This is a genomic window from Mangrovicoccus ximenensis (assembly GCF_003056725.1).
GTDB classification, from domain to species: Bacteria; Pseudomonadota; Alphaproteobacteria; order Rhodobacterales; family Rhodobacteraceae; genus Mangrovicoccus; species Mangrovicoccus ximenensis.
Map to the genome: position 1 here is coordinate 177,193 of NZ_QBKZ01000014.1, position 22,468 is coordinate 199,660.

The 22,468-nt window shown below is 66.9% G+C and carries 16 protein-coding genes, 1 tRNA gene and 5 pseudogenes; 10 read left to right on the forward strand and 12 right to left on the reverse strand.

What is annotated here, in order from left to right:
- Nucleotides 1–444 precede the first annotated feature (444 nt).
- Nucleotides 445–669, reverse strand: a pseudogene (locus C7T91_RS15000) (IS3 family transposase); the annotation flags it as partial.
- 558 nt (nucleotides 670–1,227) lie between these two features.
- On the opposite strand from C7T91_RS15000, the gene C7T91_RS15005 reads away from it, so the two are divergent.
- Nucleotides 1,228–1,578, forward strand: a complete 351-nt coding sequence (locus C7T91_RS15005; protein ID WP_108259947.1) for a hypothetical protein — start codon at nucleotides 1,228–1,230, stop codon at nucleotides 1,576–1,578.
- A 220-nt stretch (nucleotides 1,579–1,798) separates the two neighbouring features.
- Here the strand turns inward: C7T91_RS15005 and C7T91_RS15010 are convergent, their stop codons facing one another.
- Complete coding sequence (locus C7T91_RS15010) at nucleotides 1,799–2,959, reverse strand: porin family protein (RefSeq protein WP_161555922.1); 1,161 nt, start codon at nucleotides 2,957–2,959, stop codon at nucleotides 1,799–1,801.
- 288 nt (nucleotides 2,960–3,247) lie between these two features.
- On the opposite strand from C7T91_RS15010, the gene uvrA reads away from it, so the two are divergent.
- On the forward strand, nucleotides 3,248–6,124 hold the full coding sequence (gene uvrA / locus C7T91_RS15015) for an excinuclease ABC subunit UvrA (protein ID WP_108259949.1): 2,877 nt from the start codon (nucleotides 3,248–3,250) through the stop codon (nucleotides 6,122–6,124).
- Nucleotides 6,125–6,205: 81 nt separating this feature from the next.
- Here the strand turns inward: uvrA and C7T91_RS15020 are convergent, their stop codons facing one another.
- Nucleotides 6,206–7,849, reverse strand: coding sequence for a BCCT family transporter (locus C7T91_RS15020; protein WP_108259950.1), 1,644 nt, complete (start codon nucleotides 7,847–7,849; stop codon nucleotides 6,206–6,208).
- A complete protein-coding gene (locus C7T91_RS15025) occupies nucleotides 7,846–8,295 on the reverse strand; it encodes a universal stress protein (RefSeq protein ID WP_108259951.1) in 450 nt (149 codons plus the stop codon). The genes C7T91_RS15020 and C7T91_RS15025 overlap by 4 nt, the downstream gene beginning before the upstream one ends.
- A gap of 196 nt (nucleotides 8,296–8,491) precedes the next feature.
- Here C7T91_RS15025 and C7T91_RS15030 point away from each other — a divergent pair.
- The 6 genes and pseudogenes from C7T91_RS15030 (at nucleotide 8,492) to C7T91_RS15055 (ending at nucleotide 11,917) form a co-directional block, all read left to right on the forward strand.
- Nucleotides 8,492–8,568: transfer RNA gene (locus C7T91_RS15030), tRNA-Met, on the forward strand.
- Nucleotides 8,569–8,785: 217 nt separating this feature from the next.
- Nucleotides 8,786–9,496: pseudogene (locus tag C7T91_RS15035) on the forward strand (transposase); the annotation flags it as partial.
- Between the two features lie 44 nt (nucleotides 9,497–9,540).
- Nucleotides 9,541–10,310, forward strand: a pseudogene (cybH, locus tag C7T91_RS15040) (Ni/Fe-hydrogenase, b-type cytochrome subunit).
- A gap of 288 nt (nucleotides 10,311–10,598) precedes the next feature.
- On the forward strand, nucleotides 10,599–11,204 hold the full coding sequence (locus C7T91_RS15045) for a HyaD/HybD family hydrogenase maturation endopeptidase (RefSeq protein WP_108259952.1): 606 nt from the start codon (nucleotides 10,599–10,601) through the stop codon (nucleotides 11,202–11,204).
- 4 nt (nucleotides 11,205–11,208) lie between these two features.
- A complete protein-coding gene (locus C7T91_RS15050; protein WP_108259953.1) occupies nucleotides 11,209–11,529 on the forward strand; it encodes a HypC/HybG/HupF family hydrogenase formation chaperone in 321 nt (106 codons plus the stop codon).
- A gap of 7 nt (nucleotides 11,530–11,536) precedes the next feature.
- Entirely contained in the window at nucleotides 11,537–11,917 is a 381-nt protein-coding gene (locus tag C7T91_RS15055; RefSeq protein ID WP_108259954.1) for a thioredoxin domain-containing protein, read from the forward strand.
- Here C7T91_RS15055 and C7T91_RS38495 read toward each other — a convergent pair.
- The 8 genes and pseudogenes from C7T91_RS38495 to dctP form a co-directional block, all read right to left on the reverse strand.
- Entirely contained in the window at nucleotides 11,869–12,534 is a 666-nt protein-coding gene (locus C7T91_RS38495) for an ATP-binding protein (protein WP_330848846.1), read from the reverse strand. The genes C7T91_RS15055 and C7T91_RS38495 overlap by 49 nt on opposite strands.
- Nucleotides 12,531–13,656 (reverse strand): annotated as a pseudogene (gene istA / locus C7T91_RS35855) (IS21 family transposase); the annotation flags it as partial. The gene C7T91_RS38495 and the pseudogene istA, both read right to left, overlap by 4 nt.
- 38 nt (nucleotides 13,657–13,694) lie before the next feature.
- A pseudogene (locus C7T91_RS15070) lies at nucleotides 13,695–14,510 on the reverse strand (NAD(P)/FAD-dependent oxidoreductase); the annotation flags it as partial.
- A gap of 79 nt (nucleotides 14,511–14,589) precedes the next feature.
- Complete coding sequence (locus C7T91_RS15075) at nucleotides 14,590–16,098, reverse strand: aldehyde dehydrogenase (protein ID WP_108259955.1); 1,509 nt, start codon at nucleotides 16,096–16,098, stop codon at nucleotides 14,590–14,592.
- Nucleotides 16,099–16,101: 3 nt separating this feature from the next.
- Nucleotides 16,102–17,019: a dihydrodipicolinate synthase family protein gene (locus C7T91_RS15080; RefSeq protein WP_108259956.1), complete on the reverse strand. Its 918-nt coding sequence runs from the start codon at nucleotides 17,017–17,019 to the stop codon at nucleotides 16,102–16,104.
- 29 nt (nucleotides 17,020–17,048) lie between these two features.
- Nucleotides 17,049–18,347 (reverse strand): TRAP transporter large permease, encoded by a 1,299-nt coding sequence (locus C7T91_RS15085; protein WP_108259957.1) that lies wholly within the window; start codon nucleotides 18,345–18,347, stop codon nucleotides 17,049–17,051.
- Complete coding sequence (locus C7T91_RS15090) at nucleotides 18,347–18,865, reverse strand: TRAP transporter small permease (protein WP_108259958.1); 519 nt, start codon at nucleotides 18,863–18,865, stop codon at nucleotides 18,347–18,349. Before C7T91_RS15090 ends, C7T91_RS15085 begins: the two co-directional genes overlap by 1 nt.
- A gap of 48 nt (nucleotides 18,866–18,913) precedes the next feature.
- Nucleotides 18,914–19,915 (reverse strand): TRAP transporter substrate-binding protein DctP, encoded by a 1,002-nt coding sequence (gene dctP / locus C7T91_RS15095; protein ID WP_108260097.1) that lies wholly within the window; start codon nucleotides 19,913–19,915, stop codon nucleotides 18,914–18,916.
- A gap of 350 nt (nucleotides 19,916–20,265) precedes the next feature.
- Between dctP and C7T91_RS15100 the strand changes: the two genes are divergently transcribed.
- Nucleotides 20,266–21,297 carry a LacI family DNA-binding transcriptional regulator gene (locus C7T91_RS15100; RefSeq protein ID WP_108259959.1) on the forward strand — a complete coding sequence of 344 codons (1,032 nt, stop codon included), beginning with the start codon at nucleotides 20,266–20,268 and terminating at the stop codon, nucleotides 21,295–21,297.
- Between the two features lie 223 nt (nucleotides 21,298–21,520).
- On the forward strand, nucleotides 21,521–22,465 hold the full coding sequence (locus tag C7T91_RS15105) for a sugar ABC transporter substrate-binding protein (protein WP_108259960.1): 945 nt from the start codon (nucleotides 21,521–21,523) through the stop codon (nucleotides 22,463–22,465).
- Nucleotides 22,466–22,468 lie beyond the last annotated feature (3 nt).

Here is a 22,468-nt window from a genome sequence, read left to right on the forward strand (position 1 = left end):
GGAGGGGGCGGGCGCCCCCCGTGGCCGAGGGCCGTCAGCTCCCGCGCCCAGCGGCGGGAGCTCGAGCAGGCATCCATGCCAACAAGGCTGGCCGGCTTCCGGAAAAGGCGGGCAGCCCGCCGCGGCGGAGACGGCGCTCCGGAACGGCATTTCCGCGGGCATCCCCCCGGCGGATCCGGAAAATCGACTTGGCGAGATCGGGACCGATGGCCGTGACGGACATGGCAGGCTCCTGGTTGACGGCAAGGGCCAGCCTGCAGCGCGGCGAGGTCGGCGAGGTGGTCCATGCCATCAAATGGCAGACGGCGCGCCGCTGCATGATGGCCGGGGCCTGCGCCCCGGCAAGGAGGGGATCGACCCAATTCCCGGCATGGCCGCCAAAGCCGCCTGGCCATGACCCAAGCACATCCGGGAAACTGAACCGCCTTGACCAATGCTATCCGTGAGTGACCATCGCGCATTGGGTTGCGCCTCGACCAGGACCGCGCGCGCGTTCCGACGGCCTTGCGGCGGGCTTTCCGTTTTCGCACCGTCGGCCTCTCCTCGCGTTAGAGCCGGTAAATCCGGTTGATCCCCCGAAGGTCCTCCCTCCCGGCGCAACAAGACGAAGAGCCGCCGATGGTCGAATCAGCGACGTTCATTGGCCAGATCCCGCAGTGGGACGCGCAGCCCCGGCGATTGAATGACCTGCGTGAAGCTGCTAGGCTAGCGGCTGATGGCCGTTCGGCATCGGCCTCGTAGCGATGGCGGCGCGGTGCCTCACCTTCGACCGCCAGGTGGCCGAGCTCCAGATCCGGGTCATTCGCGGCTGCGCGCGGACCGATGGCGCTTGCCGCTCATTCCTCAACCGCTTCACTGCCCTCGGCATCCCGACGACCGTGGCCATAGGACAAGTGTGTCCGGGGAAAGGGGAATTGCGGTCATCAGTTGATTTGCGCAACAGCGCCCGGCGGCGATCTCGACGTGGCCGCCCGTTGGCGGCGGCGCAGCGGGCTCCGGTGGCGGATGGTGCGGGACATCGCTTGCGGATGCTCCGGGGCCTGCGGTCAATGTTTGGCGGCACGGCGATCATGGGCGCAGGCGGCATGGGCGGCGGCGATGGCGTTGCCGGACGGGGGGCGACGGACGGCCCGGACGGGGGCGGCGGGAGCGTTCACAGTGATTTTGGAAGAATTCCTTAGCAGAATCGGGTTAGATTGCCCTCTGGATCAGACGGAGGACTGCGATATGCACCATGCCCGCGACAGTTTCGCGGCGCTTGCCGCGACCCTTACCGGACAACCCGGGCCGGACCGTCACGGCAGCCGCTGGAGAGAAGACGGCCAGTTCGAGGTGACCGGCATCGTCACCGACGCCCGCCGCGCCGCGCCCGGCGGCATCGTCCGGATCACCGCCGACGGCGAGCTCTGGACCGCGGAAATTGCCGAACCGGAAGGCCCGGCAGGCGATGTTCTGGAGGTGGGCGCCGAGGTCACCCTGACCGGCAAGCGTTCCGCCAATGCCGAGGAAATGGCCATGCGCGCCGGGACCGTGGAAATCAACGGCCGCCGCTACGTGGTCGACCCCGCCCTGGCCTGACCGCGGCGCCGGTTCTCCGTGCGGGCCTGTCGGCCGTCGGAGCGGCGAGCGCCTGTGACCTGCGGAAAACCGGGCGGGATACCGGCCCATGGCGCTGCCGTCCCGCAGGGCGCCCCCGGGATGCGGGGCAAAGCGGCAATCTTTCAGCGTGACCCGGCTCCGCGACGGGACCGGGCCGCGGAGCCTCCCCCGCACGGGGCGGAGGAGGGCAAGAACTGGATCAGAAGCCGATCCGCAGGCCGGCCGTGAAGGCCTGCAGGTCGTGGTAGTCGCTGCCGTCATGGGCGTCATAGGCATGCGTCCGGTAGCCGACATAGGCGGCCAGATTGTACTGCTCGTTCGGCCCGATCCCGCCGAAATCGCGCGTCGCCTGCACGCCGATCGCATCCGACTCGTCGCCGTCGACCACGAAGTCCTCGCCATGGCCGTAATCGATCGAGAAGGCGGTGTAGCCCTTGCGGAAGAAGCTGGTCGTCCGGTAGCCGAGCTTGCCATAGGCGAAGGTGGCGTCGTTGTCGTTGTCGAGACCGCCGCCATAGGACACCGAGGCGGTCAGGCCCGAGGCCTTGTGCCAGATCGAGGCCGAGGTCATCGCCGTTTCGCTGACATCGTTGTCGTCCTCGACCGCGGCATAGCCGAGCCCGGCGGAGAATTGCAGCGCGTCGTTCTCGACCGTGTAACGGATCGAGGCGTCGTAGTAGTCGTTGTGGTTGTCGTCCTGCAGCACTTCCTGACCGTAGGCGGCCGCCAGGGTCAGCTTGGCGTTCTCGGCAGCCAGCAGGTCCGGCGTGTCGTAGCGCACGCGCATCCGGCGGGCGCCGTCGAAATCGTTGAACACCTGGCCGATGCTGACATCGCTGAGCGTGCCGTCCTTGTCGCGGAACCGGTAGCTGCCGGCCAGGTCGCCCATCGCGGCGTGGCCTGCGAGCCCCGTGCCGGAGAAGTCCGTCTCGGCGATGCCGTCGGTGGCCATGCTGCCCTGGCCGGCGCTGAACGTCCCGAAGCGCTTGCTGTCATAGATCGCCTCGACATGGCGCAGCGAGCGGCGGGTCCAGTCGATCCCGTCGAAATCGCCGTCCTGGGTGAGGGCGCCCGACTGGGCGAAGCCGAGCGCGGTTTCGAACCACAGGGTGATCTTGTCGCTTTCCTGGGTCGGGATGTCGATCCGGAAGCCGAGGCGGGAATTCGAGGCGGCGTTGTCGACCAGCTTGGTGTCGGTGTCGGTGTCGTCGCCGTCATCGACGGATTGCAGGGTCGGGTCGATCTGGCCGTAGAAGGTGACGGTCGACCCGCCTTCGCTGGTGAAGGTCTGGGCGGTGGCGGCGCCCGATGCCAGCGCGGTGGCGCCGAAAAGGACGGAGAGGAGGGAGAGGCGGGACATGCTTACTCGCGATGCTGGACTGCTGGAAACCATCGGCAGGGCAGCCCGGGAGCATGCGAAGCGACGGACCCGGCGCGCCCTCCGCCGGAAAAGCCGGAGAACCGCGCCTTGGCGGGCAGGGCGCTGGTAGCAAGATGGTTAGCAGGGTAACAAGTGGGATTGCGGTAAAATTCACGCGATCAACCTTTCCGCGCCGCCGGAACGGCCGTTCATTGTTTGTTCGCAATTTCGGATTGGAGACTCGCCGCAGGCAGCTTATCTTAGCCGGGTTGAAGCCGGAGGTGTGGCATGGCCGAGTTGAAGAAGATCGAAGTCCGGGGGGCGCGGGAGCATAACCTCAAGGGCATCGACGTGGACATTCCCCGCGACGAGCTGGTGGTGATCACCGGCCTGTCGGGCTCGGGCAAGTCCAGCCTGGCCTTCGACACGATCTATGCCGAAGGCCAGCGGCGCTATGTCGAGAGCCTCTCGGCCTATGCGCGGCAGTTCCTAGACATGATGGAAAAGCCCGATGTCGACCATATCTCGGGCCTCAGCCCGGCGATCTCGATCGAGCAGAAGACGACCTCGAAGAACCCGCGCTCGACCGTCGGGACCGTCACCGAGATCTACGACTACCTGCGGCTTCTCTTCGCCCGCGCGGGCACGCCCTATTCCCCCGCGACCGGGCTGCCGATCGAGGCGCAGCAGGTGCAGGACATGGTCGACCGGATCATGGAGATGGAGGAGGGCACGCGCGGCTACCTGCTTGCCCCGATCGTGCGCGACCGCAAGGGCGAGTACCGCAAGGAGATGCTGGAGCTCAGGAAGCAGGGCTTCCAGCGCGTCAAGGTCGACGGCACCTTCCACGAGCTGGACGAGCCGCCGAAGCTCGACAAGAAGTTCCGCCACGACATCGACGTGGTGGTCGACCGGATCGTCGTGCGCGAGGGGATGGAAACGCGGCTGGCCGACTCCCTGCGCACCGCGCTCGACCTGGCGCAGGGCATCGCCATCCTCGAGACCGCGCCGCGCGCCGATGACGAGGGCAACACGCCCGAGCCCGAGCGGATCACCTTCTCCGAGAATTTCGCCTGCCCGGTCTCGGGCTTCACCATTCCCGAGATCGAGCCGCGGCTGTTCTCGTTCAACGCGCCCTTCGGCGCCTGCCCGGATTGCGACGGGCTGGGGGTGGAGCTGTTCTTCGACGAACGGCTGGTGGTGCCGGACCAGACGCTGACGCTCGACAACGGCGCGCTGGCGCCCTGGCGCAAGGGCAAGTCGCCCTATTTCACCCAGACCATCGAGTCGCTCGCCAAGCATTACGAATTCGACAAGAAGCTGCCCTGGAAGAAGCTGCCGAAGCATGTTCAGCAGATCTTCCTGTTTGGCTCGGGCAACGAGGAAATCCCGTTCCGCTATGACGAGGGCGGGCGCATCTACCAGGTGGAGCGCGTCTTCGAAGGCGTGATCCCCAACATGGAGCGGCGCTACCGCGAGACCGACAGCAATTGGGTGCGCGAGGAATTCGAGCGCTACCAGAACAACCGGCCCTGCCATACCTGCGGCGGCCACCGGCTGCGCCAGGAAGCGCTGGCGGTGAAGATCGGCGGCAAGCATGTCGGCGAAGTGGTCGAGATGTCGATCAAGGACGCCCATGCCTGGATCGAGACCGTGCCCGCCGCGCTGTCGAAGCAGAAGAACGAGATCGCCCGCGCCATCCTCAAGGAAATCCGCGAGCGGCTGGGCTTCCTCAACAATGTCGGCCTCGAATACCTGACCATGTCGCGCAACGCCGGGACGTTGTCGGGCGGCGAAAGCCAGCGGATCCGGCTCGCGTCGCAGATCGGCTCGGGGCTCACGGGCGTGCTCTACGTGCTCGACGAGCCGTCGATCGGCCTGCACCAGCGCGACAATGATCGGCTGCTGACCACGCTGAAGAACCTGCGCGACCAGGGCAACACGGTGATCGTGGTGGAGCATGACGAGGACGCGATCCGCCATGCCGATTACGTGCTCGACATCGGTCCCGGCGCCGGGGTGCATGGCGGGCAGGTAATCGCTTCGGGCACGCCGGCCGAGATCATCGCCAATCCCGACAGCATAACCGGCGACTATCTCGCCGGCCGCCGCGAGATCGCCGTGCCCGCCGAACGCCGCGCGGGCAACGGCAAGAAGCTGACGGTGGTGAAGGCGTCGGGCAACAACCTCAAGGACGTGACCGCGGAATTCCCGCTGGGCAAGTTCGTCTGCGTCACCGGCGTTTCGGGCGGCGGCAAGTCCACGCTGACCATCGAGACGCTCTACAAGAACGCCGCGATGAAGCTCAACGGCGCGCGCGAGACGCCGAGCCCGTGCGAGACGATCAAGGGCTTCGAGCATCTCGACAAGGTCATCGACATCGACCAGCGCCCGATCGGCCGCACGCCGCGTTCGAACCCGGCCACCTATACCGGCGCTTTCACTCCGATCCGCGACTGGTTCGCCGGTCTGCCCGAGGCCAAGACGCGCGGCTACAAGCCGGGCCGCTTCAGCTTCAACGTCAAGGGCGGCCGCTGCGAGGCCTGCCAGGGCGACGGCGTCATCAAGATCGAGATGCACTTCCTGCCGGATGTCTACGTCACCTGCGAGACCTGCCACGGCAAGCGCTACAACCGCGAGACGCTGGAGGTCGAGTTCAAGGGCAAGTCGATCGCCGACGTGCTCGACATGACGGTCGAGGATGCGCAGGTCTTCTTCAAGGCGGTGCCCTCGATCCGCGAGAAGATGGACGCGCTGGTGCAGGTCGGCCTCGGCTACATCAAGGTCGGCCAGCAGGCGACGACGCTCTCGGGCGGCGAGGCGCAGCGGGTGAAGCTGTCGAAGGAGCTGTCGAAACGCTCCACCGGGCGGACGCTCTACATTCTCGACGAGCCGACCACGGGGCTGCATTTCGAGGACGTGCGCAAGCTCCTCGAGGTGCTGCACGAGCTGGTGGAGCAGGGCAACACGGTGGTGGTGATCGAGCACAATCTCGACGTCATCAAGACCGCCGACTGGATCATCGACATCGGTCCCGAGGGCGGCGACGGCGGCGGCACGGTGGTCGCGGCGGGCACGCCCGAAGAGGTGGCCGGAGCCGAGGGCAGCCATACCGGCCGCTACCTGCGCGACATGCTGAAACCGCGCCGGGTCGCGGCGGAGTAGGGACCCGGCCGCCGCTGCGGCGGATGCGGGCAAGAAAAAAGGGGCGCCGCGGCGCCCCTTTGCATGTCGTTGTGCCGGAACTCAGGCCTTGCGCTCGGAGGCGAGGCCCTTCCAGATCGCGACGCACATCACCAGCAGGACGATGGTGAAGGGCAGGCCGGTCGAAATGACCATCGACTGCAGCGAGCCGAGCCCGCCGGCCGAGAGCAGCAGCACGATGGCCACGGCGCCCTCGAAGATCGCCCAGAAGACACGCTGCGGGACCGGCGCGTCGACCTTGCCGCCTGCGGTGATCGTGTCGATCACCAGCGAGCCGGAGTCCGAGGAGGTGACGAAGAACACGATCACCAGCACGATGCCCACCAGCGACGTGATGCCGGTCAGCGGCAGCTCGTCGAGCATCTTGAACAGCTTCAGCGGCAGGTCGGCCTCCTGCGCGGCGGTGTAGCCGTCCTGCACGACCTGGTGGATGGCCACGCCGCCGAAGACCGACATCCACAGCACGCAGACCAGCGACGGGATCAGCAGCACGCAGATCATGAATTCGCGCACGGTGCGGCCGCGGCTGACGCGGGCGATGAACATGCCGACGAACGGCGACCAGGAGATCCACCAAGCCCAGTAGAACGAGGTCCAGCCCTGCATGAAGTTCACGTCCTCGCGGCCCACAGGGTTCGAGAGCGCGGGCAGGTATTCGACATAGGCCCAGAGATAGTCGAAGAAGCCGGTCAGCACCGCGACCGTCGAGCCGGTCAGCAGCACGAAGACCAGCAGCAGCAACGCCAGCGCCATGTTGATCTCCGACAGCACCTTCACGCCGCCGTCGAGGCCGCGCAGCACCGAGACCAGGGCGACCGCGGTGATTGCCGTGATCAGCACGACCTCGGTCGTGTCGCTGATCGGAATGCCGAAAAGTTCGTTCAGGCCGGCATTGGCCTGGGTCGCGCCGAAGCCCAGCGAGGTCGCGAGGCCGAACAGTGTCGCGAACACGGCCAGGATGTCGATCACATGGCCCGGCCAGCCCCAGACGCGCTCGCCGAGGATCGGATAGAAGGCCGAGCGCACGGTCAGCGGCAGGCCCTTGTTGTAGGAGAACAGCGCCAGCGCCAGCGCCACGATGGCGTAGATCGCCCAGGGATGCAGGCCCCAGTGGAAGATCGTCGCGGCCATGCCGAGCCGGATCGCGGCCTCCTGGTCGCCCTCGGCGCCGCCGAGCGGTGCCCAGTCGGTGCGCACGCCGTTCTCGCCGACGGAGATCCCGCCGATCGAGGAGGAGAAGTGGCTCATCGGTTCGGATACGCCGTAGAAGACGAGGCCGATGCCCATGCCTGCCGCGAAGAGCATCGCGAACCAGCCCATGTAGGTGTAGTCCGGCGTGGCCTCCGAGCCGCCGAGGCGGATGCTGCCCATCGGGGTGACGATCAGCAGGAGGCAGAAGATCACGAAGATGTTCGCGGCCCCGAGGAAGAACCAGTCGAAGCCCTTGGTGACGGCGTCGAACATCGCCGAGAAGAGGCTGCCTGCCTGCTCGGGCAGGGCGAGCGTATAGAAGACGAAGGCGACGATGGCCATGCCGGAGACGGCAAAGACCGGGTTGTGGATGTCGAAGCCGATCGGCCCGAGCGAGCCTTCGACGTTGTCCTGGCCGATTTCGTATTCGGTTTCGATGACGTCTGAGACGCCTTCCGGTTCGGGAATGCCGGTATCGGGGGGCGTATCGGTCAAGTTGCGGTCCTTTCGTCAGGGTGGATGGGGTCCTGGCGCACGAGGAAGATGGAGCCGGGGAATTTCCGGGCCATCTGCTCGCCGTGGGAGGGCCAGATGCGGTCGGTGAAGGCCGGGCCATGCGTGGCCATGACGATCAGATCCGCCTCGATCTCGTGTGCGGCCTTCAAGAGGACCGCGCTCAGGTCGGCGGCGGGGTCATTGGCAACCACGGCGGTGCTGGACGCCTGGTGGCCATGGGTTTCGGTCTCGGAGGCCGCGAAGGCCTCGAGCTTCTTCGCGTATTCGGCAGGAGTGTGCCCGAGCTTGCCCGGTGCGTCGGAGGTCACACCGACATACCATACGGTCGCCCCGTTCTCGCGTGCCAGCTGCGCGGCCAGCTCGAGGCTGCGCGACAAGCTTGATTTATGTGCCAGATCCACCGGCACCATGATTTTCTTGAACATCGTTCTTCCTGTTGTTTCCCCAGGTCGCGCGCCCGGGATGGGTTAACGCATAGCGCAAGGTTAAGGTTTCATCAAATTTTAGCGTCGGCGGAGGCTTGCCCGGTCTCCGGGGCAGGCGGGGGCAGGAAAATCGGCAGGGCGCGAATTTTTCCGCTTGACCCCTGCGCCGCTACACAATATCTGGCGCCCACTCCTTGGCGGAGTAGCTCAGTTGGTTAGAGCAGCGGAATCATAATCCGCGTGTCGGGGGTTCAAGTCCCTCCTCCGCTACCATTTACTCGTATGAAGTTCTGAAGTTGCTAGGAAAATTTCTGAGGAAATTCCTTCGCCCAAGAATTGCCTAGGATCGAACACCCCCTCAAATCGGCCCTCAAAGTTCCGCTGAACGATTTCGGAAGCGTGAAGGCGCGTCGCGTTTTGGGCGGCGTTGTTGCAGAACCCGTCGGCTTCCGGGCCTCATGGCGTGAATCCGGTGGGTTCTGAGCTTGCCATGAGCAAGCCCGAACCCGCCCGCTACCGTACGACGAACTGGAAATCCCATAGTGAGCCATTGATGCGCCATTGGTTCGAGCAGTTGCCAGCGGCAAGCGCCACCGGTCCGAGCGCCGCTGGCGACGGCGAACACGCTGAAGCGGCGCGGGTCTCTGCTCGTCTTGCTGGACAGGGACATGGCCTGGCTCGCGCCGAAGGCAGGCAAGCCCGGGCGCCCGCCCGAGTTCTCTGAATGAGGAGGATGAGCAGACGGTCCTGGGGACGGTCTGCCCGACGAATGCGATCCAGTTCTGCCTGATGCTGAAGGTCCTGTTCGGCCTGCCGCTCCGCCAGATCGAGCCATTGGAACGCCATGGGTCCGAGTGAGTTGCCCATCGCGGCGCCACCGGTTTGAGCCCGATGGGCGACGGCGAGGCGGCATGGTCTCCAGCATCCTGGAAATGGCGGGTCTGGACTGGCCGGTGCCGGACGTCTCCACGCTCAGCCGTCGTCAGAGTGAGACGGGACCGTGGCCCCAGCGGGGCCGCGAAACCCTGTCGATCGATTGCCGTCCAGCTTTCTGCCCGCTGGGCCCCGGGCCCGCTCACCCTCCTCGTTGACAGCACCGGGATCAAGTTCCCGGGTGAATGAAGAGGGACCGTGGCGCCAGTGGCGCCGCGAAAGCCCGATGAATGAATGGCTGGCCAGGAAGCACGGCACCCACCGCCGCGGGGGAGGTCCTGCGCCGGATCGTCCGCCGGCGGGAGCGGCGCGATGCGTGACGACCATGCCCCGACGGCCGCGGATGATCCGCTGCCCGGCGCGATGCTGGCCGGGGACGCCACCGCCGCCGACATCGAGTTGCTGCGCAAGCACAGCTCGGTCTATGTCTACGAGGCGCCGGTGCGGATCTGGCACTGGATCAACGCCGCGGCGATCATGGTGCTGATCTTCACCGGCTGGTTCATCGGCTCGCCGCCGCCCTCGATGCAGATCGCCGAGGCCACGCATCAGTTCGTCTTCGGCTATATCCGCTTCGCCCATTTCGCGGCCGGCTGGATCCTGACCGTGGGCTTCCTCGGCCGGATCTACTGGGCCTTCGTCGGCAACCACCATGCAAGGCAGCTCTTCGTCCTGCCGGTCTGGAACGCGCATTGGTGGAAGGAGATCCTGTTCGAGCTGCGCTGGTACCTGTTCCTCGAGAAGGAGCCGAAGAAATATGTCGGCCACAACCCGCTGGCGCAGACCGCGATGTTCTTCTTCATGACGCTGGGGCTCAGCTTCATGATCGTCACCGGGCTGGCGCTCTATTCCGAGGGGCTGGGGCAGGACAGCCTGCTCCACCATCTGTTCGGCTGGGTGCTGACGCTCGGCGGCAACAGCCAGATCATCCACTCGGTCCATCACCTGGGCATGTGGGCGATCGTGATCTTCATGATCATCCATATCTAGCGGCGATCCGCGAGGACATCATGTCCCGCCAGTCGATGGTCTCGACCATGATCTCGGGGACGCGGACCTTCAAGGATGACCGCCGCGGGTGAGAGCTGCATTGGCATGCGGGCAGTGAATCGAAAGGGGAGCGGTCAAGCCGCTCCCCTTTCTGCTTTCCGTGTGGCCAGTTCTTGAAGAAACCGGAAAGTTGCTTTCCATTCACCCGGCCGGATGTGAACCTGTTTCTAAGAAAAACTATTTATATTTCAGATCATTAAGTTTTCCTGCAGAGGGGCAGGTGGAAACTTATCTTGCGCCTCCCCGGGCGGTAGCTTTCCGGAACGTGCCAGATGGCAAGCGGCCTGCCGCTTTGCCGCCAGCTTGGGAGGGCTCCGCACATGACAAAGGTCCTGATCCTCGGGATCGGCAACGTGCTCTGGGCAGACGAGGGCTTCGGGGTGCGCTGCGTGGAGCGGCTCTGCGAGCGCTGGCGCTTCGGGCCCGATGTCACCGTGCTCGACGGCGGCACGCAGGGTCTCTACCTGCTGCCCTTCCTCGAGGAGGCCGACATTCTGGTGGTCTTCGATGCGGTCGATTACGGGCTCGCGCCCGGCACGCTGAAGATCGTCGAGGATGCCGAGGTGCCGCAATTCATGGGCGCCAAGAAGATGAGCCTGCACCAGACCGGCTTCCAGGAGGTGATCTCCACCGCGACGCTGATGGGCTACTGCCCGGACCGGCTGATCCTGATCGGCTGCCAGCCCGAGGAACTCGAGGATTACGGCGGGGGCCTGCGCGCCCCGGTGGCGGCGCAGATCGATCCGGCGATCGGCATTGCGCTGGAAATGCTGGCGGTCGAGGGGATCGTGGCCGAACCCGGCCCCGGCGACGCCTCGCTGCTTGCCGACCGCGCCATCCTGCGCGGCGCCTACGAGGCCGGCCGCCCCTCCGAGGACGAGGCCTGCCGCACCGGCGACGACCGTTTCTTTCCGGCGGAGGGCTGAGCCGATGTGCCTGGGCGTCCCGATGCAGATCCTCGAATGCGACGGCATTGCCGCCCGCGCCACCGACGGAACCCGCGAAGAGCTGATCGACCTGTCGCTGACCGGCTGGGTCGCGCCGGGCACTTGGGTGCTGACCTTTCTCGGCGCCGCGCGCGAGGTGATCTCCGAGGCCGAGGCGCTGAAGATCTCGGATGCGCTCGACGGGCTGCGCAGCCTGATGGCGGGCGGCGGCCTGGGCGATGCCTTCGCCGATCTCGAGGCACGCCCGCCGTCGCTTCCGCCCCATCTCCAGGCCGCGCTCGATGCCGGCCGCAAGACAGCGTGAGGATGCCATGAGCCACCCCCTGATCGACCGCCTGACCACCGAATTCGGCTGGCCGCGCCTGGCAACCCCCGAGGATGTCACGGAATTCGTCTCGGCCCCGGGCTGGCATGTCGTCTTCGTGCCGGGCGACCCCAAGCGCAACCTCGAGACCGCCGATGTCGCCGTGATCCTGCCCGAGCTGCACATGGTCTTCCAGCGCGCCTTCGACTGCGCCGTCGCCTCGGACGCGGTGGAAAGCGCGATCCGCCACGAGACCGGAGTTCTGAAGACGCCGGGCCTCCTGTTCTGGCGCGACGGGCGCTTCGTCTCGGGCATCGCCAAGGTGCGCGACTGGGATGACTACATCCGCCGCATCCAGTCGATCCTGTCCCAGCCAGCCGCAGCGTGAGGCAAGCCATGGTATCCAACTTCCGTCTTCCCCCGATCGGCTTCGGCCCCGGTTCCCAGCCCTCGCCGGACGAAGGCCCGGATCTGGCCTACATGGAACTGCCGCAGAACATGCGGTCCTATTCGATGCATGTGCCCGACGCGCCGGAGGACGGCGATGTCTCGGCCGCGCTCGAGCTGCTGGGCCGGATCGCCGACGCCGCCGGTCTGGTGGCGATCGACGGCGGCAAGGCGCGCTATGACCTGTCGCGGCTCGATCCGGCCAGCCGCCGGCTGATGGCCGAGACGCTGGGCCATGGCGAGGTGGCGATGCTCGGCGCGGCGGACGAAGTCGAGCTGGGCAAGCGCCGCGATGCGCTCCCGGTCCAGCGACGGCTGGAACGAGAAGTCGAAGCTTTCCAGCGTCTTGATCGGCATCAGCTTGGCGGTGCGCAGGGCGACCTTGATGCGGCGGCCCTCGCGCGTTGCGTACTCTTCGCCCAGCAGCGCGTCGATCGCCTCGACGGCGGTGATCTCGCCGCGCTCGAGCCGGGACAGGGCATGTTCCAGCGCTTCCAGGGCGCGCGGCATCCGGAGACCGATCAGGGCGCCGCGGATGCGCTCGAGCTGTCCGCTCATGGCTGCCCGCCCGCGGCCAGGCGGCGGCCGACGGCATCATGGAACTCGAGCGGGCGGCGCAGGCCCTGGACCGGCATCTGCTGGGGCGGTCTCGGCGGCGGCGCCTTGCGATGGGCGGGATCGACCCGGCGCAGGCCCTTGCCCTCGAGCACCGGGTGGCATGCGTTTCCGCGCCGTGTCGGGCACCGAGTAGAGATTGCCGCCGACCGAGACCATGCCCTCGCGGATGACCCGCCGCTCGTTCGCCAATGTCGCTCGGACCATTGGCGCGAATTGGCTCACTCAGCACCGCATCATAGGGGATCGCGGGCAGCGGCTTCAGGGCGGGCTTCTCGTCGGCGAAGGCCTGCTCGACGATCCGCCGGGTGGTGGCGTGGAGCCACGGGTTCGCCACTTCGGCCCGCCAGGCATCGAACTGCGCGTTCAGGTCGTCGAGGTTGCGGAAGCTGCGGGCCAGGAAGAATTCCTGCCGGATGTAGCGGAACGGCCGCTTGTTGTACGGGCTTGCGCGGCGCCACTGGCGCCACGGTCCCTTCAACTCCCTTTTGTTTTGGCGCGGTACGGGCGGCAGGCGCGGGGAATGGCGCCGTAGTGGTTCAGCAGCGCGACCAGCGACGCGTTGTAGGTGACCACCCCGGCGTTCGCCATGGGTCTCGAACCATGGCGACCACATGGCTCACTCTTCGCCGATCACTGCCGTTTTCATCCGGTCATAGAGGATTTCCTCCGGCGCGCAGCCGATGGCCTCGAAGGCGCCGATATGGCAGCGCAGGACGGATTGCTGGTTCTGACTGGCCACGAAGCGTCCCCAGAACCACCGGCTGTGGCCGAGGACCATGCTGAACAGCCAGACCTTCCGGACGCCGCCGGGCTCGTCGGTGAATTCTGCCGTGAACTCGGCGAAATCCACCTGCGCCTGCCGCCCCGGCATTCGGCGCTGACGATCGTCCACTGGACGATCGCCTCGGCTGCGCCGACCGCGCTCTCATTCTCGAACCGCCGCTCGAACGGCTTCGGCGCCGATGGGCGGGCGGTGCGCAGGAAATCGGTGACGGCCGTGTAGCCGCCGTCATAGCCCATGGCGCGGAACTCCCGCAGCAGCCGGACGCCGCTGAGACCGGGGGGGGGGCACCGCGGAGCTCGGCCCGCGCCTCAGGCCCCAGTTCCTCCGTAATCGCCGCGAAAAGGAAAACATGCATGAGCCGCCCGCGCATCAGCCCGAAGCTCTCGAGGTGACCATTGGTGGCGAGGATCACCGAGCGGCAGGAAACCGAGCCCTTCGGCGTCTCAACGCGCCAGCCGCCTTCCTGGCGGGCAAAGCCGGTCACCGGGCTCCCCTCGTGGATTGCCGCCTTGCCGGACAGCCCGGCGGCGAGGCCGCGGACATAGCCCGCAGGCTGGATCATCACCGTGCCGGGGGTCCAGAGGCCCGAGACGTAGTGGCGGCTGCCGGTGAGCGTGCGCATCTGCGCGGCGTCCAGCATCTCGTGGCGCTCGCCCAGGGAATCGAGATGGGCGGCATAGCTGCGGTTCCGTGCATCGGCAGCCGCGCAGGCGGCGCCGTTCACTTTGCCCGAGGCCTCGAAATGGGCCGGATCGATGCCGTATTCCGCGACGGCCTCGCGGGCAAAGCCGATCGCCTGCCGGTTCAGCGCGATCTGCGCCCGGTCATCGCCGCCGCCTGCATAGTCGTCCGAGGTCAGCTCGTGCGGCAGGTCGATCATGAAGCCGGAATTTCGCCCGGCGGAGCCCTCGCCAATCTGTCCCGCCTCCAGCAGGACCACGTCAAGCGACGGGTCGAGCTGCTTGAGCCGCCGCACCGCCGAGAGCCCGGCAAAGCCGCCGCCCACCACGACGATGTCGGTAGTCCGGTCCGCGTCGAGCGGCGGCAAGGCGGGCCGGGCGGGCAGGATCGCGTTCCAGCCGGCAGGCCCGGCGAGTTTCGGCAGACGTCTGGCAGAGAAGCGCGTCGTCACGGGCGGGGTCCTTCCGGATGGAGAGCAGAGGGGGCAGGTCCGGCGGCGGCCGGGAACGGAACCGCCGCCGGGAAGAAGTTCAGCCGATGGCCGAGCCGGAGGGGTCCGAGAGGTCCAGCCAGATGGTCTTCAGCTGGGTATACTGGTCATGGGCGTGGATGCCGTTGTCGCGGCCGCCGAAGCCCGATTGCTTGTAGCCGCCGAAGGGCGTGGAGATGTCGCCCTCGCCGAAGCTGTTCACGGTCACCGTGCCCGCGCGCAGCATCCGCGCGCCGCGGATCGCGCGGCGGGCATTGGCGGTGAAGATCGACGCTGCCAGGCCGTACTCGGTGTCGTTCGCCACCGCGATCGCCTCCTCGAAGCTCGCGACCGGGATCACGGTCAGGACCGGGCCGAAGATCTCCTCGCGCGCCAGCGGATGGGCATTGTCCGGCACTTCGACGATGGTCGGCTCGACGAAGGCGCCATCGACAGTCCTGCCGCCCATCAGCACGCGGCCCTCGCCCACCTGTTCCAGATAGCCCGCGACCTTGGCGAAATGCGCCTGCGAGACCAGCGCGCCGATGCGGACTGACGGGTCGAGCGGCGCGCCGATGTTCCACTGCCGCGCCTCGGCCTCGATCCGCTCCATCAGCGCGTCGCGGATGTCGCGATGGACGATCAGGCGCGAGGCGGCGGAGCAGTTCTCGCCCATGTTCCAGAAGGCGCCGTTGACGACATGGCGGGCGACCTCGTCGAGATGCTCGGCGTCGTCCATGACGATGCAGGGGTTCTTGCCGCCCAGCTCCAGCACGACTTCCTTGAGGTTCGAGTCGGCCGAATAGTGCAGGAAGCGGCGGCCGGTGGCGGTCGAGCCGGTGAAGCTGACCATGTCCACATCCGCATGGCGGCCCAGCGGCTCGCCCACGGCGCTGCCGGAGCCGGTCACGACGTTCAGAACGCCTGCCGGGATGCCCGCCTGATGCGCCAGTTCTGCGACGCGCAGCGCGGTCAGGGTGGTTTCGGCGGCGGGCTTCACGACGACCGAACAGCCGGCCGCCAGCGCCGGGCCGATCTTCCAAGCCAGCATCAGCAGCGGGAAGTTCCAGGGCAGGACCAGCCCGACGACGCCCACCGGCTCGCGCAGCACCATGGCGATATGGTCGTCGGAGGCAGGCGCGACCTGGTCGTAGATCTTGTCGATCAGCTCGGCATGCCATTTCAGCACGTGGATCGTCTCGGGCACGTCCACGGTGGCGCAGTCATAGATGGTCTTGCCGGAATCGAGGCTCTCCATCACCGCCAGCTCATGGGCCTCGCGCTCCATCAGGCGGCAGAGCTTCAGCATCGCCTCCTTGCGCTCGGCCGGATGCAGCCGCGACCAGCGCCCGTCCTCGAAGGCTTCGCGCGCCTTCGCGACGGCCAGGTCGACATCTTCCGCCCCGCAGGCCGCGATCTCGGCCAGCTTTACGCCGGTGGCAGGGTTCACCGTCGCGAAGGTTGCGCCCGAGGCGGCGGGCCGGAAGCTGCCGCCGATGAAGGCGTTGCAGGGCAGCACCAGCGATGCGGCGATGGCTTCGTATTCTTCCCTTGTCAGCAGGTCGCTCATGGATCAGTTCTCCGCCTTGATGGCTGCAATCGTGGTCTTCAGCGTCCGGATGACCTGCTCCAGCTCGCGCTTCTCGTCCTTGTCGAAGCCCCGGAGCGGCGGGCGCATCGCGCCGGTCGGATGGCCGAGGAATTCGGTGCCGTGCTTGACGGCCTGGATGAACTTGCCGCCCTGCTCGAGCACGCGCATCAGCGGCATCATCGCCGACATGATCCGGCGGCCTTTGGCGAAATCGCCGTGCACGGCGCAGGTCTCGTAGAGGAAGACATGCTCCTCCGGCAGGAAGTTCGAGCCTGCGCAAATCCAGCTGCGCGCGCCCCAGGCGAAGAATTCCAGCGCCTGGTCATCCATCCCGCAGGACATCTGGATATGCGGGTAATCGCGGGCCAAGAGGTGGACGCGGTTGATGTCGCCGGAGCTTTCCTTGATGCCGACGATGTTGCGCGAGCGGCAGACGAGGTCGAGGAACTCGGTCCCCATCTCCACGCCCATCCGGCCCGGGTAGTTGTAGAGGATCACCGGCAGGTCGGCGGCGCGGTCGATGGCGAGCGCGTTCATCGCGTTCTCGCGCTCGGTCGGGACCGAATAGGGCGGCGTGCCGAGGAGCAGCGCATCGGCCCCCATCTCCCGCGCGCCGATGGCCAGGGCGACCGAGTCCGGCGTGCGCAGCGCGCCGGTGCCGACGATCAGCGGCAGTCGGCCGTTCAGCCGCTCGCCGATGAAGCGGGCCAGCACCAGCCGCTCTTCGACGGTCTGGGCGTAGTTCTCGCCGGTCGAGCCGCCCGAGATGACGCCATGGACGCCGGAGGCGACGAGATGCTCGACGATGTCGGCGAGCCGGTCGAAATCGGGCTCGAGATCGGTGCCGTAGGGGGTGACGATGGGGGTGTAGATCCCCTCGAGGACAAATCTGTGCGTCATGCGCGGGTCTCCGGTTCTGGGGGAACGGCTCATTGCAGGAAGCCCATCAGCCGCGGCAGGAACAGCGCGAGCGGCGGCCAGTAGGTGGTGACGAGCATCACCGGCAGCGCGGCGAGGCCCATGAAGTAGAGGGCGGGACGCATCACCTCGGACATGCCGACCTTGCCGACCCGGCAGGCCATGAAGAGGATCGGCGCCATCGGCGGGCTGTTCGCGCCGATCACCACCGAGGTGCCGATGATGGCGGCGAAATGGACGGCATCGACGCCGATCTCGGCCATGACCGGGACCATCAGCGGGCTGATGATGGCGATCACGCTGACATCGTCCATGATCATGCCCAGCAGGATCAGGAAGATGTTGACCATCAGCAGGATGACCAGCGGACTGTCGAAGGTGCCCAGCAGCAGGTCGGTCAGTTCCTGCGGCACGCGCTCCAGCGTGAAGATGCGGCTGGCGACGAAGGAGAAGACCAGGATGATCATGATCACGCCGGTCGTGGTGCCGGCCTGGATCACCGCCTGGGCGATGCCCTTCAGCGACAGCTCGCGGTAGACGAAGAGTCCGACCGGGATGGCATAGACGACCGAGATGGCCGCGGCTTCGGTCGGCGTGAAGATGCCGCCATAGATGCCGCCGAGGATGATGACCGGCAGCATCAGCGCGGGAATGGCCGCACGTCCGGTGGAGAGGCTCTCCGACAGGCGTTGGCGCGCCGGGATTTTGGCGTCGTCGCCGCCCATGTGGCGGACGACATGGATGCGGTTCAGCACCGAGAGCACGATCATCAGCAGGATCCCCGGCCCGACGGTGGCGAGGAAGCATGCGGCGATCGACTGCCGCGTGACGACCGCATAGAGGATCATCGTGATGGAGGGCGGGATCAGGAGGCCCAAGAGCGACGAGACGCCCAGGAGCGCCGAGGTGTAGCCGCGGGCATAGCCGTGGCGTTCCATCGGATCCAGCATGATCGAGCCGATCGAGGCCACCGCCGCCGAGGCCGTGCCCGAGATCGCCCCGAAGATGCCGCAGGCCACCACCATCGAGGTGCCCATCCCGGTCTTCGACCGTCCGACGACCGCCTCGACGAACTCGACGAGCCGCCGGGCGATGCCGCCCGACTGCATCAGGTAGCCGGTCATCACGAAAAGCGGCAGCGCGACCAGGATCACCGAGTTCACCGCCCAGAAGCCGGTCGTCATCAGCGAGGAGATGTCGATGTCGTAGACCACCGACAGGATCAGCGTCATGGCGGCGAAGGAGAACACCACCGGGACGCCGGCCATCATCAGGACGATGACAGCGAGGATTGCGAGAAGCGCGCCCATCAGACGGTCTCCGCTTCCGGGTTGCCGGAATGGACGTCGCGGCCGCGGATCTCCTGCACGAGGTCGCGCAGCAGGTAGGCGACGAACAGGACCGCCGCGACCAGCAGCGCCGCCTGCGACACCCACCACGGGATGCCGAAGACCGGGGTGGTCTGGCCGCGCTCCAACCCGAAGGACACGAGCGACCAGGACCAGGTGACGAAGGCCACCGCCACGCCGAGCGACACGGCGGTGGAGAAGATGTCGGCGGCGCGGTGCAGGCGCGGGTTGCGGGTAATCACACGGACGAAGTCGGCGCTGAGGTGCGACCGCTCGCGCGAGGCCATCACCGCGCCCAGCATGTAGAACCACATGACGCCGATCAGCATCAGCTCCTCCAGCCCGAAGACCGGGGTGCCGAGCACGGCGCGGCTGAAGATGCCCCAGGCCAGCAGCACGGCGACGGCGAGCCCGAGCACGACCAGCACGGGCTGGATGATCCAGGCCAGCGCCCGGTCGAGAAGTGAAAGGATGTTCATGGCATGTCCTCCCTGTGCCGCGGCCCTTGCGGGCCGCGGCGGACAGGATCACTCGGCAGCGGGAACGGAGGCGTTGGCGCGGACCTGGTCCATGATCTCGGCCCCGAGCGCCTCTTCGGCCTGCGGCCAGACCTCGGCGCGGACCTTCTCCACCCAGGCGGCCTTCTCGGCCGGGGTCGGCACGATGTACTCCATCCCGGCCTCCTGCGCCTTGGCGATCCACTTCTCGTCCTCGGCCCGGGCATTGGCGAATTGCGCGTCCATCACCGCCTGCGCGGCCTCTGCCACGACGGCCTGGTCCTCGGGCGCGAGCCCGTCCCATGTGGCCTCGTTCATCAGCAGCGAATAGGACGAGAAGTTGTGCGAGCTCTGGACGAAATAGTCGAGCTGGTCGCGGAAGTACTCGTAGTCCCAGTAGATGACGTTCGAGCTGTCGCCATCCACGACGCCGGTCTGGATCGAGGTATAGACCTCGTTCCAGTCGATCGGCACCGCCTGGAAGCCCATCGCCTGCACGGTCTGCGGCAGCGGGAAGATCGGCTGCGAGCGCACGCGGATACCCTGCGCGCCCTCGACGGTGGTGGCGTGGCGCCCCTTGGTGGCGATGCCGCCGAAGCCTTCCGGGAAGGGGCCGAAATACTTCAGGCCCAGATCCTCGTAGACCGGGCCGATCACCTTGCGGATCCAGCCCTCGGGACCGAAGGAGGCGATGGCGTCCTCCCAGCCCAGCACCATGTAGGGGATGTAGTTCACGCCGATGCGCTGGTCGTAGGAGGTCTGCGGCCAGGTGATCATCATCTGGATGTTGCCCTGCACGAGCTGGTCGAACAGCTCCTGCTGGCCGCCGAGCTCGCCCTGGTAGAAGACATCGACCTTGAGGCGGCCGCCGGAGCCCTCCTCGATCTGCTTGGCCCAGTCCTGCATGGCATGGCCGAGGACGGAGTCGCGGTCGCCCGCCTCGCTGGTCAGGACGAGCCGCTCGGCGGCATGGGCGGGCACCGCCAGCAGGGCGGCAAGGGCAAAGGTGGACAGGGCAGTATATCTGGTCATCATTCTCTCCCGTTGGCGATCTCGGTCGCGGCGCTCAGGCGCCTTGTGATTGGAAGGTGGTCCGCCGGAAGGCCCTGCTTCGGCAAACGAGAATTGGCATGCCCCAGGCATAAGGCCCGGCTTATGCCGCTGGAGGAGCCGCCATGAAGCGGCGCACACGGAAACCATGTCCTGCCTCCGGCAAGGAGGCCTTTCCGGCATTCCTCTTGCGGCTACGCGAGGGAAAAATTGTGGCGCTGCCGCTCTGGACCGGGCTGACGCGGAAGCAACGCACGTCCCGTTGAAAGAAATCACGTCATCCGTCATAGATGGGCGATGCAGAATTCCCTTGCCTGTCCCGGATGTCCCGAATGAAGCGCCCGACCATCACCGATGTCGCCGCGATGGCGGGGGTCAGCGTGGCCACCGTCGACCGGGTCCTCAGCGGCCGCGCCAAGGTGCGCGAGGAGACTGCACGCAAGGTGCATGCCGCGGCCGAGGAGGTCGGCTATCACGGTGCCACCGCGATCCGCCACCGCATCATGGCCGACCGGCCCGAACTGAGGATCGGCATCGTGCTGCAGAAGGAACGCCACGCCTTCTACCAGTCCTTCCGCCAGGAATTCGAGGAGCAGGCCCGGGCCGTCGCCGCGCGCAACATCCGGCTCGACATCCGCTTCGCCCAGACCACGCGGCCGCAGGAACTGGCCGAGATCTTGCGCAGCCTCAAGGGCCGGGTGCAGGCCGTCGTCGCCACCGGCATCGACCATCACGAGGTCACGGCGGCCGTTCTGGAGCTGAAGGAGGCCGGGATCCCGACCTATTCGCTGCTGTCCGACTTCGCGCAGGGCGTGCGGGAAAGCTACTTTGGTCTCAACAACTTGAAGGTTGGCCGGACGGCGGGCTGGCTGATCTCGAAGATCGCGCCCAAGCCGGGCAAGCTGGGCGTCTTCATCGGTGCCTACCGCTATCACGGCCACGAAATGCGCGAGACCGGAATGCGCAGCTTCTTCCGCGAGCTTGGCGGCGGCTTCGAGCTGCTGGAAACCCAGGTCAATCTCGAGACGCGCGAGCTGACATACGAGGCGACCTGCGACCTGCTCTCGCGCCATGACGACCTGGTCGGGGTCTATGTCGCCGGGGGCGGCATGGAAGGCGCCATCGCCGCCTTCGAGGAGGCGCGCAGGCCCGGCAGCTACGCGCTTCTCGTCAACGAACTGACCCCGGAATCGCAGCGCGGCCTGCAGAAGGGCGTGGTCTCCATCGTCTTCGGCACGCCCGTCCGGCAGATCGTCGCCGAGCTTCTGGCCCTGGCCCAGGCGACCGAGGAGAACGGCATGGCCGCCACGCCAGGGCAGAAGTTCTTCACCCCGGAAATCTACACGCCCGAGTCCCTGACATGATGGAAAATCCATCAAGAAGCCTCATTTTCCTTCACGGATGAGGGGAAAGCGCGCGGCGGGCATGTTGACCGCGCAGCCGGATTCGGGGAATTTCCGGACAGCAGCGCAGAGGAGACGCTGCCGCGTTCCAGACCGATCTGCCCCGCCGACGCCGGATGCCTGCATCCGGTGCCCGGGACAGGCGTGCCGGTCCGGTTCGCTGACCCGGAGGAGCAACGACCAAATGAAGACCTTCCTGATCACCACCGCCCTGGCGGCGACGCTCGGCACGGCTGCCGCAGCAGAGACCATCGGCGTCAGCATGTCCCGCTTCGACGACAACTGGCTGACCGTGCTGCGCAATGCCATGTCGGCAAAGGCGGATGCCTCGGACGACATCTCGATCCAGATCGAGGATGGCCGCGACGACGTCGCCCGCCAGCTCGACCAGGTGAAGAACTTCATCGCCACCGGCGTCGATGCGATCATCGTGAACCCGGTCGATACCTCGGCCACTCAGGCGCTGACCGCCGAGGCGGAGGCCGCGGGCGTGCCGCTGGTCTTCGTGAACCGGATGCCGGTGAACCTCGAGACGCTGCCCGACAACCAGGCCTTCGTCGGTTCGGATGAGCGCGACTCCGGCACGCTGGAGACCATCGCGGTCTGCGACCAGCTGGCGGCGGCGGGAAAGACCGAGGCCGACATCTACATCATGATGGGGATGCTCTCGAACCAGGCGGCCGTGCAGCGCACGCAGGACATCCATGACGTGATCGACGGCGGCAAGTGCGCGGTCACGCTGAACATCATCGACAAGCAGACCGCCGAATGGCAGCGCGACACCGCGCAGGACCTGATGACCAACTGGCTGTCCTCGGGCACGCCTTTCGACGCGGTGATATCCAACAATGACGAGATGGCGATCGGCGCGATCCAGGCGATCAAGGCGGCGGGCATCTCGATGGAGGACGTGGTGATCGGCGGGGTCGACGCGACCCAGGACGCGCTTCTGGCCATGGCGGCGGGCGAGCTTGACGTCACCGTGTTCCAGAACGCCGCCGGACAGGGCGAAGGTGCAATCGAGACTGCGCTGCAGCTTGCGCGCGGCGAGGAGGTCGACCGCACCGTCTGGGTGCCTTTCGAGCTCGTGACCCCGGAAAACATGCGCGACTACGTCGCCGCGAACTGAGCG